The sequence below is a fragment of the Segetibacter koreensis DSM 18137 genome (assembly GCF_000374045.1).
Taxonomy (GTDB): domain Bacteria; phylum Bacteroidota; class Bacteroidia; order Chitinophagales; family Chitinophagaceae; genus Segetibacter; species Segetibacter koreensis.
Window position 1 is genome coordinate 87,724 of the sequence record NZ_KB893327.1, and the last position, 17,492, is coordinate 105,215.

The window sequence follows — 17,492 nt, forward strand, 5'->3', positions numbered from 1 at the left end:
GAAATAAACTGGCAGCTCATAAGTTTTTGCTTAAAGCAATTACTAGTAATGGCTGTCCCGAAGTGACTATTGATAAGAGTGGAGCGAACAAGGAAGCAACATTCTTATTCTAGGGTTCTGCTTTTATAGTCGGTTGCACTTCGAAAGAGCTTCTGTTTAGGGAAACCGTGGCGTAGAATACGCCATGGGAAGGGCTACGGGCTATGAAACAATTAATCAACGTTATCCTACCATCTATTATTTAAATGGCTTTGGGTAAACGACAGCTTGGTCGTGGATTGAAACCGTAATAATGAGTTAATGGATACGGCCATTTTCAGTGGTCGTATCCATCCTATGGTATTGGTGATGCCGAACAGCGATAACAATTTTGGAGGAAGTTTTTATACTCCTTCTACCTTAACCGGAAAATGGGCCAACTACACAGCGAAATACGAGACTTGCAGCTTTTAAATCGAGTCAACTAAAGTTGTGGGCCTTGTCAAAGAAAATCAGGGCCGTTGTCTCGAACAAAGACATGCATCGGGGAATCCAATTATTATTTATCATTGGATTGCCTTATAGCTAATTATTCCATCGATTGTGGCTTCTCCTGTCCCAAGCTTTTCATTTAAAAGTGCATCGATATCAAAGTGGCCAGTGGCCCCTGTAAACCTTCCAGTACCTCCTGTAATAGTATTATCAAAATGTACCTTAAGCATATTGTTATCAAGTTCTTCGGCTAATCCGGTATGGGTTGCAAATATTTGCTCTCCATTTGAAGCTGTAATAGTTACAGTACCGGTAATTTGAGGGAAATTCTCTTCGTTATCCTTAGCAAAAAGAGTAAAACTTTTAGTAGGGAATGCAACGCCGGTACCATGGACACCGTCCTCACCTATAGATAATTTGAATTTTCCGACAAAAGGAACTGTTTTTTTAACTGAAGGATCCGTCTTTTGGCAACTCGCTAGTACCACAACGACTGCAAGCAGAAGTGCAAGGTTACCAATGTTGAATACTTGTTTCATAATTGAAATTTTAATTGTTATAAATATTTAACGAAACAAATATTGCCCGCTTTACAATCAAATTCAATACGCTCTTTGAGTGATATTGTTGTGGAGGAAATCTCGATAACGAAGCTACTTTCAAATAATTTTTTCGCGGAGTACTTTGGCGATGGCTTCTTTGCCACAGTTTACATGCAATTTTGGGTAGATATTTTTTAGATGTGTGCGAACTGTATCAAACGAAATTTTTAATTCGTCGGCAATAATTTTTATACTGTAGCCTTTTACAAGCAGTTGCAGTATTTCCTTTTCACGCGCAGTCAGGTGATACAGTTGTCCGGAAGATCTCATTTCAAAGCTTTGTAACACCCGACGCGCAATAGTTGGCGACATTGGCGCCCCTCCTTGCATTACGTCGCCGATGGCTTCAAATAATTTAAACGGTGAGGTCTTCTTTAGAATGTACCCGTTGGCTCCGGCACAAAGACTATCAAATAAATTCTCATCATTTTCAAACATCGTGTACATGATAATGAACGTCTCTGGCCGGGCTTCTTTTATTTCCCTTACTGCCTGAATTCCTGTTTTACCAGGCATATTAATATCCATAATAACCACATCGGGTTTATAGCAGCGGATAATAGTAGCCGCATCTATTGCATTACCATAGTGTGCAGTTACTCTATAATCATTGCTGTTGCTGCTACCAATCAGCACCACCAGTGAGTCTCTCAACTGGTCGTCGTCTTCAAATATGATTATGTCTGGCATTTTTACTTTATTTCCCGAAGCCCCCTTTAAGAAATGTCTCAAATTTTTGACCCTGAAAATTACCTGCTTTTAAACCATTTCCATATACCCCTTTTGAGTGATGGGGTTAAAACGGGTAATGTAATTTTCAATATTACACCTTTGCCTGGCGATGACTCAACGGTGGATGTTCCTCCCCATTTTTGCACACGTTGCTGAATATTTTTTAATCCGTTTCGGTGTGTCGGCCCGGCTGGATCGAAACCTTTCCCATTGTCACTTACCTGCATTAATAGCTCGTTGTCTTTGACTTCTATATTTATGTTTACTTCGGTTGCCAATGCGTGCTTCTGAATGTTATTAATCGTTTCTTTAAACACAAAAAACAAATCCCTGCGCTTACCTATTGAAAGCTTTGCAGGTAAAGTCTTTTCATCAAATCTAATTGTATATCGGATAGCTGTTTCGTCAAAAACATCCGCTGCATATCTTCTCATACGCGAAGTGACTTCTTCTATTAAATCATTTTTGCTATCAATGCTCCATACAATATCATCAAGTGCTTCTGCAGATGTTTGAATTTCTCTTGAAATCCTTTTTAAATATTCCGACATCTCTTGCGGCTCGCTTATTTTTTGCTGACCTAATGCAGAGAGCAAATTAATATTGGTAAGCCTGGCGCCAATATCATCATGTAAATCACGTGAAATACGCTTACGCTCTTCTTCCTGTGTAGCCGCCATAGCTTTAATTTTCTCAGCCTGCTTTCTTTCCAAGCCTTGCATATGGATTCGATACGAGGTATATCCTACACCGCCAATTACGAAGGCATACAATGCATAAGCCCACCATGTGGCCCACCAGGGCGGCAGCACCTTGAAGGTATATACCTTTTCGCTCCAAACGCCAAAAGGACTTAGCGCTTTCATTCTAAACGTATAATTGCCTTGGCTCATATTGCCAAAAACTGCGTTTGAATTATTGCTTAACGGACTCCAGTCATTATTATAACCTTCCAGTTTATATTTGTATTTTACCTGTTTTGCCATTGCAGGTTCTATTGCTACAAAATCTATAGTTATCGAATTGTAATTATAAGGCAGCACCAGATTGATCGGCACAGGGTAGAACCTAGTTACTCCTTCCAATTTTATGTCCTCATATTTTTTTCTCATACTATCCAAAATGTGGTGGGATAATACTTTCCCAAAGGAGGTAATCGTTTCATTTAGGATAGTGAGGCTATCTACTGATTTATTGCTATTCCGATCACGTATAAGATTATTCCAGCAAATGTTCTCGTTATTTACTTTTACAGATTGAATTTTGATGGACAAGGGCATTGTGTCCTTCTTGTTAATTGCGGAATAATCAAACCGTATAAGCTTACCCTCTCCGCTGGCTACCCAAACTATTCCTTTGTCATCGACACACAGCGCGCCCGTACTTACATCTTTTACCGGATAGCCAGTGTTTTTAGTAAAATTTTCAAAACCATCGTCAAACCCGCTTCCAATGTTTAATCGATTTTCTTTAAGCCCAGATAAGCCCTGTGTTGTTCCAAACCACATGATGTTCCTTGTCTTATCCTCGGCCATAATCGAGATTCCATTATCCGCCAGCCCTTGTTCGGTAGTATAATTAGTGAATGTTTTTCCATCATATTTACTTATGCCCTTTCCATCGGTTCCAAACCAAATATTTCCAACTTTATCCTGATGAATGGCAGATACTAAGTTACTAGGTAGCCCCTGTGCAGTTGTGAAATTGGTAAAACTATTGCCGTCGAATCTGCTCGCACCACCCCCGTGAGTTCCGAACCAAATACTTCCAGCTTTATCTTGTGCAATACTCCATATATTATTACCCGCCAGGCCTTGCGCCGTGGTATAATTAGTAAAGCTATTACCATCATATTTGCTCACGCCGCTGCCTCGTGTTCCGAACCAGATGTTTCCTGCTTTATCCTGCATTATAGTGATCACGGCATCACTTGCGAGGCCTTGTGCTGTTGTATAATTGGTAAAGCTGTTGCCATCAAATTTGCTCACGCCTCTATCCGTGCCAAACCAAATGTTTCCTGCTTTATCCTGCATCATTGCCCATATTTTGTTATCTGCCAAACCTTGGGCTTTAGTATAGTTAGTAAAACTATTGCCGTCATATTTGCTTGCCCCTCCCTCATATGTTCCAAACCATAAGTTGCCAGATTTATCCTGGAGGATCCAAAATACCAAATTGGCCGCCAACCCTTGTGCAGTAGTATAATTCGAAAAGCTATTACCTTCGAATTTGCTAACGCCGCCTCCTTGCGAACTAATCCAAAGGTTGCCCACCCTATCCTGTAAAATGCTGTTTATTTTATTCTCAGCCAATCCCTCCGTCTTGGTATAATTTGTAAACCTGGTGCCATCATATTTGCTCACCCCTCTGGTGTGAGTGCCAAACCACAAATTGTCGTCTTTATCCTGCACTATACAGAATACGTTGTTGTCCGCTAGTCCCTCCTTTATCGTATAATTTGTGAACCTGTTCCAATCGTATTTGCTCACGCCTGCATTTGTGCCAAACCACAAGTTCCCCTCTTTATCCTGACTGATACTATTTACAGAATTATTCGCCAAGCCCTGAGCCTTAGTGTAATTCGTAAAATTGCTTCCATCAAACTTACTCACGCCTCCTGCATCGGTACCAAACCAGATGTTTCCTTTTGTATCCTCAATCATACTTCGTACGTAGTTATCTGGCAGTCCATTTAAAGTATTGTAGTTTGTGAAGCTTTTGCTGTCATATTTGCTTACGCCACCCTCGTGGGTGGCAAACCAGAGATTCCCCCAGCTATCCTGCATGATGCATGTAACAAAATTGTCAGCCAAGCCGTTCGCTGTAGTATAATTTGTAAAACGGTAACCGTCATATTTGCTTACTCCTGAGGTCGTGCCGAACCAGAGGTTGCCACCCTGGTCTTCTAAAACATAAAACACAACATTACCCGCCAACCCGTGAGTGACAGTATAGGTTGTAAAACTTTTTCCATCGAACTTACTCACGCCTCCCCCGCCGGTACCAAACCAAAGGTTGCCAGCCTTGTCGCTGGCACTACAGATAACATTGTCCACCGGCAGCCCCTGATCCATACGGTAATTAGTAAAGAAAGGTATGCCCCTCCCGAATGCGTCAATTTTGATAACAGGTTTTCCAGCTTTTATTTTTTTGGGTGGGTTATGGGGAGTAATGGTAGTTACTTTTGGGGGAGGAAAAAGGGGTTTACTGATAATATTGGTTGCCCGAATTATTTTAACAGTATCATTTGCAGGATGTAAAGAGTTTAGTTTGTTGCATGAAATGCAGGTAAGAAAGCTAATTGAAAGATTAGAAAAGGCTAGTAGTTTTAAAATAAGGGAGCGATTTTGATTTGATTGCTTTTTCAAAATATTCTACTTTAGTACCATTAAATTTACAAATTGTTTGCGGTTCCGTACAGAAGAAGGACTTTTTAAACCGGTGGTCGATTGCGAAGAATCAGTGATGACGTCCTCAGAAATAGCGCAGCGATATCATTTTTTGTTGGAAAATAAAAATAGTTATTCCTCAAATTCAATATCATTTTTCTAAGCAGGGGAATTTCGAGATAGGAAGCTAAAAATCATTGAGAGACATATTTAAGAATGTGAGATTCAGCGCAACCATTTTTTGAAAATAACAACAAAAAACATTTGGTTAAATAATAGCAATGATCTCAATTGGACGCAGTGCTTCAACTGAAATTTAAATACTTTTTTAATTTTTGTCCGGGGAGGAGCTAAAAAGCGTATGTCAATGATTAAAGCAGTAAGTCAAAAACGTAATGTTTTAAACCATTTTAGATAAAAATTGTAAAGATCACCACAGTAAACATTTATCTTAAATTCAACCGGAATTGCCAAGAAGCATCCAATTTTTACAAGATTGCATTTGGTGGTGAGTTTCGCACTATTCGAACACCGTAGTTTAGAGACTAATATTGGAAGAAATAGGTAATACCAGCGCCTGAAGATCATGGCTGGAAATGTAATCAAATGAAGTGGCAAAGATAAATTTTACCGCATGCAAAATGCAGCACAACGGATGCAGCCCCTAATTGAAGATTTACTTGCGTATTCCCGTACAAGCACTGCTGAAAGAAAATTTGAAAAAATTAATCTACAGAAAATTATTGAGGAAGTAAAGGAAGAATTGAAAGAAGAGTTACGCCACAAACAATAGGATATTTTAAAAAGCTAAAATATCAATCTTAATACAAACAAGATTAATGATGCAGGTAAGATAACTTTACACACCGATTATAAATTACCCTTCTTCAATTCTTCCGCGCAATAATTTGCGGCCCTTGCAGCAAAAGCCATATATAAAATTGAGGGACTTTGATTGCCCGTGCTGGTCATACATGCTCCGTCAGTTACGAAAACATTTTTGCATAAATGCAGCTGGTTGTTCTTATTAAGCAGTGATGTATTCGGGTCATTACCCATACGGCAGCCTCCCATTTCATGTATATCTAAGCCTGGGGCCTGTTTGGTATCATGCTGGATTATATCTTTAACCCCAGCTATACTAAGCATCTCTGCGCTTTGGTTCAAAAAATCTTTTACCATTTTCTCATCATTCTCATCGTAGCCGACAGACGTAACGAGTTGGGGTATTCCCCATTTATCTTTTTTATCCTTACTTAACCGCACGTGGTTGCTCTCTTTAGGGATAGTTTCGCCCTGCATGTACATGCCGGCAGTCCATACCCCAGGTTCAGAAAGGGCATCTTTATATTCAGCACCAATACCATTGGGGATACCAGTAAAGGAATCATTTCGGGTTGCCCAGACAAAGGTTAAGTAACCTCCCAGATAATCGGTATCCTGTTTATGCAGGTTCCGGTAATTGGCAATGATAGGATTAGTGGGATTGCGTCCGTAAAAATATCGATCTTTATATCCATCGTAGGTTCCGTGAACACTCCCGCGGTAATTTTGAAAAGCTAAATACTTTCCCAATAACCCATTATCATTTCCCAATCCGGTGGGAAAGCGCCGGGAGGTAGAGTTTAACAGGATCAGATTAGTGTTTAAGCACGCGGCATTCAAAAATATAACTTTTGCAAAATAATCTGTTGTCTCATTAGTTACTGCGTCAATTATTCGCACACCGGTAGCCTTACCTTTTTGTTCATCATAGATAACCGAGTGTACCACCGAGTGTGGCCTGACGGTCAGGTTTCCTGTTTTATTTGCCCATGGCAAGGTTGAAGAGACAGAACTGAAATATCCCCCGAAAGGACATCCTCTTGTACAAAGGTTTCTTGCCTGGCATTGTCCACGCCCCTGTTCTAAATGGATCTGTTCTGGCTTGGTTAAATGAGCCCAACGTGTCCGAACCATAAAGCGATCTTTATAGTGTTCACTAATTTTTCGCTGTATCTCTGCCTCGAGGCAACTGAACTCAAAAGGAGGCAAATATTCTCCATCCGGTAAAGCTTCTAAGCCATCTTTGCCGCCGCATATACCTGCAAACCTTTCTACGTGTGAATACCAAGGCGCTATATCATCGTATCGAATTGGCCAGTCTATAGCATAGCCGTAACGTTCGGGTGCAGTAAATTCAAAATTACTCCATCGCTGACATGCTCTTCCCCATGTTATTGATTTACCTCCTACCTGATAGCCTCTTATCCAGTCAAAAGGTTTTTCCTGAACATATGGATGCTCTTCATCCTTTACAAAGAAATGCTGCGTATCCTCAGTAAAGGCATAACATTTACTGACTACCGGATTATTATTTATTACAGATAAAGGTTCTTGGGTACGATGCTTAAACTCCCACGGATCTTTTGTAGCAGTCGGGTAATCCTTCAAATGCTCTATGTTTCGTCCCCTTTCCAGAACCAATGTTTTTAGTCCGCGTTCACAAAGTTCCTTAGCTGCCCATCCTCCGCTTATACCGGAACCTATAACTATAGCATCATAGGAATTCTTTGTTGCACCTTCAAAGTATTTATTGAAACCCATAAGGCATTTATTTATGCAAGTATAAAATAATAATCAACAAAATGATGTGCTGAATGCAACATCTACAAAAGTAATGTTCAAATTTTTTTAAATTAGGACTATGAATTAGAAGATCAATAAAACCTCTCTCCATATCCCTTGATCCAATAAAACCCCTTACTACTTTTTTAGTTTTCTTTTAGTACCATTTTATTACAACTACATCTTTCCACATTGCTTTTGGATAATAACAAGTTTCTTTAATTAATTTTACTTATATGCAAGAAACAGCAACCATTAAAGATCGGAATAAATGTGCGCGTAAGCAGGGTAGGAGCTGTGTTTATGCGGTAAGCTTCTTTGCGCTACGGCGGCCTAAGCCTAACTTTGTTTATATGATTAATGATTAATCTTCTAAGCATTTTCAACTGGCTAATATCATTACACTTAATCCTAATTTTTAAAATACAAGACAACGAGCCCACCCTTGAAGGTTGGCTCGTTTCCAGGCTTTTTTCCTTTAAACAAAGAAAGCAGCAAACTCAATTATAGGTTTTGCCATTAATTTGGATTTTGTCCGACAACAGTTTTGCATTGTACTTATAAATTTGAAACCTAGAATTTTACAAAAATTAAACTGTCTTTGTAAAAAGGGTGTTTGACAAGTTCTAAACTCAATTGGTGGAATTCACCTGTTATCCTCAAAAAAATGCCTGCCAGCAAGATGTAATACAGGCTGAAGAACTTAACAGTAATCTTTTCAATCTTTAATTATCCACCACAAATCATGAAGCATGAGTATTTCAAATACCTGTACTAATAACTGCCCTCACTGTAAGTGGTCATTGTAAGAAGTAAGATACATAAGTAATAAGGTAAACGATCCAAAATGTCGCATTTACGTACGTATTATGACGCTTTCACGCCCCGCTCGTTTATTTAAGCGGCGTATGTTTGAATTATATTTAATGCAATTATGAAAACAATATTTGACAAATTAACAAGAGAAGAATTGATTAATCGAATTAATTCACTTAATGAAAATAGCACAGCTCAGTGGGGCAAAATGAATGTTTCACAAATGTTGAAGCATTGTACGCAATGGGATGAAATGGCGTTAGGTAAAAAGAAATATAAACAATCCTTCCTCGGCAAGTTGTTTGGTAAAATGGCTTTAAAAAGTATGATGAAGGATGAACCAATGAAAAAAAATTTACCTACTGTTCCTTCTTTTAGAATTAAGGAGAATATTGATGTGGCTGAAGGCAAAAGAAAATGGATTAAATTACTGGATGAGTACGAGCATTTTTCAAACGATGGCTTTATTCATCCTTTTTTTGGAGCAATGACGAAAGAAAATACAGGTTATATCGTGTATAAACATTCTGATCATCATTTAAGACAATTTGGAGCATAACTGCAAAACAACGAACCGCTAATGGTTGCGAGAAATATTAATGAATGTAGTTAATCTTTGCCCTAATGAATAATAAAGCAACATCAATCAGGCCCTTCATTGGAGCGAAAGACTATGAGGTGTCAAGAAGTTTTTATAGTGACTTAGGATTTGACGAAGTCATCCTATCAAAAACTATGTCTTTATTTAAGAAAGACAAGATTGGCTTCTATTTGCAAAAAGCTTATGTAAAAGATTGGATAGATAATTCAATGATATTTGTAGAGGTTGAAGACGTAGACACTTATTGGCAACATCTTCTGGCTTTAGACCTTACGGCAAAATATCCAGACGTAAAGCTTAAGCCAATCTTAAGTTACGATTGGGGTAAAGAATGTTTTGTACATGACCCTTCCGGAATTTTATGGCACTTTGGCCAATTTATTAGTCGCTAACAATGGTATTATTGCACAACGATATTCAAAGCATACAGAAAAAACAGTAATAGGGCAATGTTAGAATTTGGCATTGACATGGAAAGTTTTACAATGCACAATTTCTTTCAACAAATCCACCTCTTTTCTAGTAAGAAATCAAAAACTAAATATTAAAAATTTATATGAAAAGACTTCAGAGTATTGAATTAGTCAGGGACATAACAATGATCATTATGGCACTTGATCATACCGCTATCTAATTCACATTACTTCGGTTACACAACAACCGACAGATTTGCAAAGAACAACGCCAGCTCTTTTCCTACCGGGAGGGATCACTCATTTCTGTGCACCCACTTTTGTTTTTTTGTCCGGCGTTTCTGCCTACCTATCCTTCGGTATTTGTGAATTATTAGTAAATTAGAAAGGTCGCATGAAGGATTTAATTCGCAATTGACGCAAACACTAGTGAAGTAATAGTAATGAAAATGATAAAAGCTACACCATGATAACAAGAATATGGCACGGCAGGACTAAAGCAAAAGATGCCGATGTGTACCTGCAATATATTCAGGAAACAGGCTTGAAAGACTATTTGGCAACACCGGGAAATATTTCAGCCAAAGTACTGCGTAAAATAGAGGGTGACTTTTGCCATTTTTACACGGTAACTGAATGGAGAGACTTAGAAAGTATAATAAGGTTTGCAGGTAATGACTATGAAAAAGCCAGATACTATGCGGAAGACAAAGAATATTTGTTGGAGTTTGAAAAAACAGTACAGCATTATGAAACCTACTACTAATAATGTAGCTTTTGGTGCAAATGGAGCAACGGCATTTATTCCAGAATAAAATAGTGATGTATGGAAAAAACAAAAGTAGTTGGACAGACAAAAGATGTTGGATTTCAAATTGGCGTTAGAAAAACTTTTGCTGTTCCTGTTGAAACACTTTGGAATTTTTTGTTTTCAGAAAAAGGGCTTTCAGTCTGGTTAGGAAAGCTCAGCGTAGAAAATTTTGAATTAGGCAAACCATACAAAACGGAAGAAGAAATTGAAGGTAAAGTAAATGTCATCAAACCGAACTCACACATTCGTCTAAGCTGGAAGCCAAAACATTGGACAAACGCTGCTGCTTTACAAATAAGAGTAATTCCCTCCAAAGAAAAAACAACCATCAGTTTTCATCAGGATAAATTACTGAATAGTAAGCAAAGAGATGAAATGAAAAAATACTAGCAGGCAGTAATAGAAAAATTTGAAAATGAAATATTGAATGGGGGAATAGCAAGCGCTTAATCAAAATCAAATTGGATGATTGTTACTGCTTTTTCAAAGTTAAGCTGCTTTTGCATAAATCCGCATATTGGCAGGAAACCTATTGCAACACCATAAACTTTAACCAACAAATATTTTTATAACTGATTTAAACAAATTAGTATGCGAAAATTAATTGCAGCAATCAATATGACACTTGACGGCTTTTGCGACCACACCGCAATCGTCCCAGATGAAGAAATACATCAACCCTATACTGATCTGTTAAGCGACGCAGATGTCATTCTGTATGGAAGGATAACTTACCAACTAATGGAGTACTGGCCACCTATAGTAAAAAAACCTACTGGTATCAAATCAGTGGATGAATTTGCCGTAACAATAGACAACATTCCCAAAATTGTTTTTTCCAACACGTTGAAACATGTCGAATGGAAAACTGCAAGGCTGGCAAAGAGAGACATTAAAGAAGAAGTTTTAGAACTCAAACAACAACCAGGTAAAGACATTTTATTTGGTAGCCGGAGTTTAATTGTAAGCTTAATGAAACTTAATTTAATTGATGAGTATCAACTCTGTATTCACCCGGTTATTGTAGGGAAGGGGTTACCATTATTTGAAGACATAAACGATAGAGTTAGTCTTAGACTCCTAAAAACAAAAACATTTGGCTCTGGTGCAATAACACTTTACTATGAGCCAGCAAAAGAGTCAATTCTAAGATGAAACGACTCAACTTCTGACGAACAATAGGGCTGCCAACAAGTTAGCGCAAGCATTCCCGGAAAACAGTATGCAAATGCTACTTCTTGTGCAGACATAAACTATTTCCGTCTAAATCTTTTAGCCAGGCAAATTTGCCCCAGCGTGGATGCATACGGCGGGAACCTTTGAACAAACATTGAGTGTAATGGGATTTGGGATAAGCGTGCCATCGTGGTCAACCAGATTACATGACTTTTTAACCAGCTCTTTAGGTGCCATAGGTGTAATAAACCAAAGAAATTATGATTAGCATTGAACAGCCCAACCATCTGGAGAACAATCCTTTGGATACTGATGCTAATTTATCTTGGGTGGTTTATTTTTTTATTTACCAAAGGCATTAAGACAGTTCACAAAATAAGAAATTGGCAGGCAATGACTAGAGGGAAAGCAAACAAGGAAGAGTTAGTTTCAGTGTATTTATGAATAACACTTGATGGCAACTATGCTTAAAAATTATTATTTAAACGGTTCCTAAAAGCTATATTAATAAGGATAAACGGTTTACTTCTATAAGTGAGCGGTTTGCTTTACGACGTACTCTTGTCTAATTTTAATCCTCTCCACATTCTCTCTCCTAAAAAACTAACGCCATGCTAAAGAATCTCCTGATTACAGCTTTCCGCAATTTTAAAAAAGACAAATGGTATAGTCTTCTCAATGTGCTCGGTCTTACCATTGGCATTACCTTCAGCCTGTTCCTTATCTTTTATGTTACCGATGAATTAAGCTACGATCGCTACGAAAAAAAAGCGGACCGTATCTTCCGGGTGAACACCTACATCCACGAAAAGGATAAGAACACTGAGTGGACTCTCACTCAAATTCCTTTCGGCCCGCAGGTGAAAAAGGATTACCCGGAAGTAGAAGAAATGGTGCGTTTCCAGGGCAGGGAAAGAACCTTGTTTAAAAGCGGCGAAAACAGCTTTTATGAAACCAAAGCTTTTTATGCTGATAGCACAGTCTTTAAAGTATTTGATCACAAGTTTATAGAAGGCAACGCAGGTTTCGCACTGCAAGCTCCATTTGATATAGTCATCAATAAAACGCTTGCAGAAAAATACTTTGGCAAAAACACGCCAGCTGTAGGAAAAACATTGAAATCAGTGTATGATACCTACCGTATAACAGGGGTAATTGAAGATGTACCCAAAAACTCGCATTTCCGGTACGACATGCTTATTTCACTCTCAACCTTGCTCAGGCAAAACCAAGACAACCCCTATGCGTGGGGCAACTTTGGCAACTTCACCTACCTGCTTTTAAAACCCGGAACCAACGTTAATGTATTCAATAAAAAGCTGGCAGATGTGTACACCAAATTTGTTGAACCGATCTTTAAACAATTCAATGTAAGCATGCGATACGATGTGCAGAACATCACCGACATTCACCTTCATTCCAAGCTGCAATACGAGCCCGAAGAGTTGGGAAGCATGTCGTACATCTGGATCTTTTCTGCTGTTGCCTTTTTTATGTTACTGATAGCGTGCATTAATTACATGAACCTTACTACGGCAAGGTCTGCAAGCAGGGCAAAAGAGATCGGCGTTCGTAAAGTTGCCGGCTCTAACCGAAGGCAATTAATAGCACAATTCTTAAGCGAGTCGCTGTTTACGGCTTTCGTAGCCGTCTTCCTAAGTATGGTGCTCATGATACTCTTGTTGCGTGTTTTCAATTTAATGTCGGGAAAAGAATTTACAGTAGGCAATTTGCTGCAACCTTTCAACCTGTTCTTGTTGCTGTTTGTAGCTTTGTTTACAGGATTGGTTGGTGGTAGTTATCCTGCTCTTTACCTGTCTGGTTTTAATCCTATCAGCATTTTAAAAGGATCACTTTCCAAAGCCTCAGGCAACGTAAACCTGCGACGAACACTGGTTGTTTTGCAGTTTTCAATTGCCATGGTCATGCTCATCTGCACATGGGTAGTGTACGCCCAGCTTTCGTTTCTGCGTTCAAAAGATCTCGGTTTTAACAAGGCGCAGGTAATGACGGTAACGGTAAACACCGGGCAGGATGAGCGTGGCAAGATCAACTCTATGAACAATGAATTCCGGAGCCTGCCTGGTGTAAAGGATGTTGGCACCGGCAATTCTTATCCCGGTGCACCCAATATTAACCTGAACCTTTTTACGATAGAAACCGACAACGGTAAAGTTGACAAGGGTATAGAATGCTATGCCGTTGACGAACACTACTTTCCTACACTTGGCATCACCATGGTGAAGGGCAGAAATTTTTCGAGCGCTGCCGACACTGCACATAGCATTGTGGTAAATGAAACGATGGCTAAACAATTTGCATGGAAAGAACCCATTGGCAAACGAATAAAATTTCCGGGGGATACCACAAACAATTACCTGGAAGTGGTAGGCGTTTTTAAAGATTTCAACCAGAAGTCGCTGTACAACCCAATTGCGCCGCTGCTTTTATTCTACGGCCCTAATGGCAACGTGATTCAACTAAAAACAGAAGCAGCAAATGTTGCAGGCACCATTGCAAAAGTAGAAGCTACGTGGAAGAAATATTTCCCCCAACTTCCTTTCGAATACAAGTTCCTCGACGAAGATTTCAATTCGCAATATGCCGCCGACCAAAAGCGTGGAAAGATTTTCGCCGCCTTTTCCGTCCTCACCATTATCATAACCTGCCTTGGCCTGTTAGGACTTACCGCATTTACCACCCAGCAAAAACAAAAAGAGATCAGCATTCGCAGGGTGATGGGAGCAAGCATTCTGCAAGTGGTTGCTTTAATTACCAAAAATTACCTGTGGCTTGCACTTATTTCTGCCGGTATTGCCTTCCCTGTAGCATGGTATTTTATGAGCAAGTGGTTAAAAGTATTTCCCTACAACAATGGCTTATCCATCTTACCGTTCGTTGTATCTGCGTTGGTGATTGTCATCACCGCCTCCGCCACCGCCATGTTTCATTCCGCAAAAGCAGCGCTGGCTAATCCCGCTGATAATTTGCGGACGGAGTAAGAATATATTTATGAATTAAGCTTATGTGCTACTATGCTTTGCTTGCGTCGCACTCGGTATAGTTGTGGCTGCTTGGCCAAGTCCAGGAGCAATGGAATCGGCGCACGGTTGAAATTATTTTCGATGTTAAATTAGCAGCATAACCGGGTAAATAATGGGTTTAAGGCAAATTGAAATTTTAGAAAAATTGCAAAAGGAAAGTCCAGACGGGATACAATATCCTGTAAAAAACTTTAGGGATTATCAAATAAAGCAATGAATAATTATTGATTCAACTCATCCTCCATTTCATCCCCATCACCTGCCCTGCAATAAAACATTTCCATGGCTTTCATGGTCCGCACAACAGAACCGAGTTCGCCCTGGCCTTACCTTCTTCTATTTAAACTTTCTAAAGTGTCAGCCATTATTTGTTTTTACTGCATTAATTGAAGCTGGATTAAAGTAAAGAAGAAAATCAGTTAATATAAGCTGGAGGATGGATGAAACTTATATTAAGGTGAAAGGAGAGTGGATGTACTTGTACAGAGCTGTTGAAAAGGAAAAAAGACAGTAGATTTTCTATTAACCAGGCGGAGATGTAAACTAACAGCGCATAAATTTCTTTTAATCGATTAGTAATAATGGCTGTCACAAGGGGTTAATATTGATAAGAGCGGAGCTAATAAGGAAGCTATCAGAACTTACAATAACAGGTCCTTAAAAGATGATGGGGATTAGACAGTGTAATTATTTAAATAATAGGGTAGAAGGGGATCATAGATTTATAAAGTGGAGAATTCAGAATATGTCAGGTTTTAAGAGTCTTGAATCAGCATCAAGGACGTTGGTAGGAATAGAAATAGTAAGGATGATTAAAAAGGAACATGTTACTTTTCCAAAGTGTACTTATTTCAAAACATTTTGTTCTACAGCGGGATAATTATCAGGGAAACTGATAATAATAGTTTTATTTCGACAGACGCGACAAAGACACCATACCCGTGCTTAATGAAAACGAACCATTTGTGATGATCTCTATCTTTTCTAGGTTATCTGCGCTCATGCGTGCCAGCATCTGCACTACTATATTCAAGGGCATAAATTTATTTGTGTCTACAATTACCCCGGGAGATTCTTCAAGTACATCCAAAGCTGTGCTCCCGGCAGAAGTTATGCTGCCTGCCACATTAATCAACATTCGGTAATGACTGAACTATTACCTTTAATTAAAATTGAACATTTTAAACTGCAGATCGATTTCGAGCCACCTTCTCCAATGCTTTTACGTTAGCAGACATATTGGATTATACTTAAAAATAATTTTGATGGATCATACATTTAAAACTACATTTTACTTAATATTATTTGTCCTGCTATATTCTTCGACAATTGCCCAAAAGTTCAGCATCCGTTATACACCCGCTGCTTCTCGGCAAAACTTTACCGGTAATGTATTTTTATACCTTTCTAAAGAAAATAAAAATCCGAAAGATGCAGATGTGGGAATCGAGTTTTTCCCTTGTTATCGTATTGCTGTAAAAAATATTAAACCAAACCAAGCTGTTCTATTTGATGACGCTGCTGTATCCTATCCTGTTCCCTTATCAGCTATAGAAAGGACAGAGTATTATGTACAAGCTGTTTGGGATAGGAATTTAGGAGATCGTTCTATAGGAAATAGTGCCGGAAACATGTATAACAAATCAGTGAAAACAAGATTTACCAAAAAAAAAGATGAAGTTTTTAACTTGTTGTGTGACGATGTGATTAAAGAACAATCATTTGTAGAAACCCAGTACAGTAAAGAAATAAAAGCTTCGTCTTCAGTGCTTACAGCCTTTTATAAAAGACCAACAACAATTAATGCCGCAGTCTTGCTTCCAAAGGAATATGACGAGCAACCGGAAAGAAAATTTCCAGTACTTTATTGGGTATCAGGTTATGGACACGACTACCATGATTTTTCAGGTAAAAATGATCCGGCATCACCCATGGATACAACAGCCTGTATCCGGGTTTTTCTTGATGGCAATTGTTCCTTAGGGCATTCAGTATATGCAAACAGCGATAATAACGGCCCATGGAGTGATGCACTGATAAAAGAATTACTACCTGAAGTTGAAAAAAAGTTTCGATGCAATGCTGCTAAACTCTTAACCGGGCACAGCAGCGGCGGGTGGACTGTTATATGGTTGCAAACACACTATCCTAAAACTTTTATAGCTTGCTGGTCAAGTGCACCTGATCCCGTTGATTTTAGAAATCTTCAGCAAATAGATTTATACAAAGACCACAATTTGTTTTATGCTAATGACAGTTCTTTGAGAATGACAGCAACTGTAGCAGGTCGAATTCCATGGGCTTCGATGAAACAAGTCTACCAAATGGAAAATATTATTTCTCGTGGTGAACAAGCGCACTCTTTTGACGCAGTATTCAGTCAAAAAAACTTGGATGGAAGCCCACGAAAACTTTGCAATCCTAATACAGGTGAGATTGATTCAGTAACAGTTAGTCATTGGAAAAATTATGACATTTGCTTATACCTCCGAGACAATTGGAATCGAATAAAGACTGAACTTGATGGAAAAGTGAGAGTAAGCGTAGGCGAGCAAGATAATTTTTTATTAAATTATGCAGTTCATCTATTGGATGAAGAAATGAAAAAGCTTAAATCGGGTTTTGTATTTGCTTACTATCCAGGAGACCATTTTACCGTTTCAACTTCTAAATACAAAAGCGACGGATATAAATTTTTGCAACAGAAGTACAACCAATTTATTGCCCACCTTATTCGCTAAGACAAGAAACACCGTTGATCATTGATTACTGCCACGGCACGCAAAGCAATTTTACTTTGTAGGTGTTTTCTTGCGGTAATTCTGTCTTT

General features: G+C 38.8%; 16 protein-coding genes. 11 read left to right on the forward strand and 5 right to left on the reverse strand.

What is annotated here, in order from left to right:
- The first annotated feature begins 300 nt into the window (after positions 1-300).
- Positions 301-453 carry a hypothetical protein gene (locus tag B154_RS32405; RefSeq protein ID WP_018614800.1) on the forward strand — a complete coding sequence of 51 codons (153 nt, stop codon included), beginning with the start codon at positions 301-303 and terminating at the stop codon, positions 451-453.
- A gap of 92 nt (positions 454-545) precedes the next feature.
- Here the strand turns inward: B154_RS32405 and B154_RS0113575 are convergent, their stop codons facing one another.
- From B154_RS0113575 to B154_RS0113585, 3 genes are all read right to left on the reverse strand, one after another.
- The gene (locus B154_RS0113575) at positions 546-1,010 is read right to left on the reverse strand and encodes a hypothetical protein (RefSeq protein ID WP_018614801.1); all 465 of its coding nucleotides are present in this window, start codon (positions 1,008-1,010) and stop codon (positions 546-548) included.
- Positions 1,011-1,130: 120 nt separating this feature from the next.
- Entirely contained in the window at positions 1,131-1,763 is a 633-nt protein-coding gene (locus tag B154_RS0113580; protein ID WP_026260183.1) for a response regulator, read from the reverse strand.
- Positions 1,764-1,822: 59 nt separating this feature from the next.
- Complete coding sequence (locus tag B154_RS0113585) at positions 1,823-5,173, reverse strand: two-component regulator propeller domain-containing protein (RefSeq protein WP_018614803.1); 3,351 nt, start codon at positions 5,171-5,173, stop codon at positions 1,823-1,825.
- 655 nt (positions 5,174-5,828) lie between these two features.
- Between B154_RS0113585 and B154_RS32410 the strand changes: the two genes are divergently transcribed.
- A complete protein-coding gene (locus B154_RS32410) occupies positions 5,829-5,987 on the forward strand; it encodes a hypothetical protein (RefSeq protein WP_018614804.1) in 159 nt (52 codons plus the stop codon).
- Positions 5,988-6,064: 77 nt separating this feature from the next.
- Here the strand turns inward: B154_RS32410 and B154_RS0113595 are convergent, their stop codons facing one another.
- Entirely contained in the window at positions 6,065-7,780 is a 1,716-nt protein-coding gene (locus tag B154_RS0113595) for a GMC oxidoreductase (protein WP_018614805.1), read from the reverse strand.
- A gap of 955 nt (positions 7,781-8,735) precedes the next feature.
- Here B154_RS0113595 and B154_RS0113600 point away from each other — a divergent pair.
- From B154_RS0113600 to B154_RS33890, 8 genes are all read left to right on the forward strand, one after another.
- Positions 8,736-9,176, forward strand: coding sequence for a DUF1569 domain-containing protein (locus tag B154_RS0113600; protein ID WP_018614806.1), 441 nt, complete (start codon positions 8,736-8,738; stop codon positions 9,174-9,176).
- 65 nt (positions 9,177-9,241) lie between these two features.
- Entirely contained in the window at positions 9,242-9,610 is a 369-nt protein-coding gene (locus B154_RS0113605; protein WP_018614807.1) for a VOC family protein, read from the forward strand.
- A gap of 487 nt (positions 9,611-10,097) precedes the next feature.
- Complete coding sequence (locus B154_RS0113610) at positions 10,098-10,397, forward strand: antibiotic biosynthesis monooxygenase family protein (RefSeq protein WP_018614808.1); 300 nt, start codon at positions 10,098-10,100, stop codon at positions 10,395-10,397.
- A gap of 60 nt (positions 10,398-10,457) precedes the next feature.
- Positions 10,458-10,832 (forward strand): SRPBCC domain-containing protein, encoded by a 375-nt coding sequence (locus B154_RS28560; protein WP_018614809.1) that lies wholly within the window; start codon positions 10,458-10,460, stop codon positions 10,830-10,832.
- Between the two features lie 201 nt (positions 10,833-11,033).
- Complete coding sequence (locus B154_RS0113625; protein WP_018614811.1) at positions 11,034-11,597, forward strand: dihydrofolate reductase family protein; 564 nt, start codon at positions 11,034-11,036, stop codon at positions 11,595-11,597.
- A 632-nt stretch (positions 11,598-12,229) separates the two neighbouring features.
- A complete protein-coding gene (locus B154_RS0113640) occupies positions 12,230-14,620 on the forward strand; it encodes an ABC transporter permease (RefSeq protein WP_018614814.1) in 2,391 nt (796 codons plus the stop codon).
- A gap of 478 nt (positions 14,621-15,098) precedes the next feature.
- Entirely contained in the window at positions 15,099-15,176 is a 78-nt protein-coding gene (locus B154_RS33885) for a DDE-type integrase/transposase/recombinase (protein ID WP_083934961.1), read from the forward strand.
- A gap of 153 nt (positions 15,177-15,329) precedes the next feature.
- On the forward strand, positions 15,330-15,542 hold the full coding sequence (locus B154_RS33890; protein WP_425423112.1) for a DDE-type integrase/transposase/recombinase: 213 nt from the start codon (positions 15,330-15,332) through the stop codon (positions 15,540-15,542).
- 27 nt (positions 15,543-15,569) lie between these two features.
- Here the strand turns inward: B154_RS33890 and B154_RS0113655 are convergent, their stop codons facing one another.
- The gene (locus B154_RS0113655) at positions 15,570-15,800 is read right to left on the reverse strand and encodes a hypothetical protein (protein ID WP_018614816.1); all 231 of its coding nucleotides are present in this window, start codon (positions 15,798-15,800) and stop codon (positions 15,570-15,572) included.
- Positions 15,801-15,927: 127 nt separating this feature from the next.
- Here B154_RS0113655 and B154_RS0113660 point away from each other — a divergent pair, with 127 nt between their 5' ends.
- The gene (locus B154_RS0113660) at positions 15,928-17,403 is read left to right on the forward strand and encodes an alpha/beta hydrolase-fold protein (RefSeq protein WP_018614817.1); all 1,476 of its coding nucleotides are present in this window, start codon (positions 15,928-15,930) and stop codon (positions 17,401-17,403) included.
- Positions 17,404-17,492: the final 89 nt, after the last annotated feature.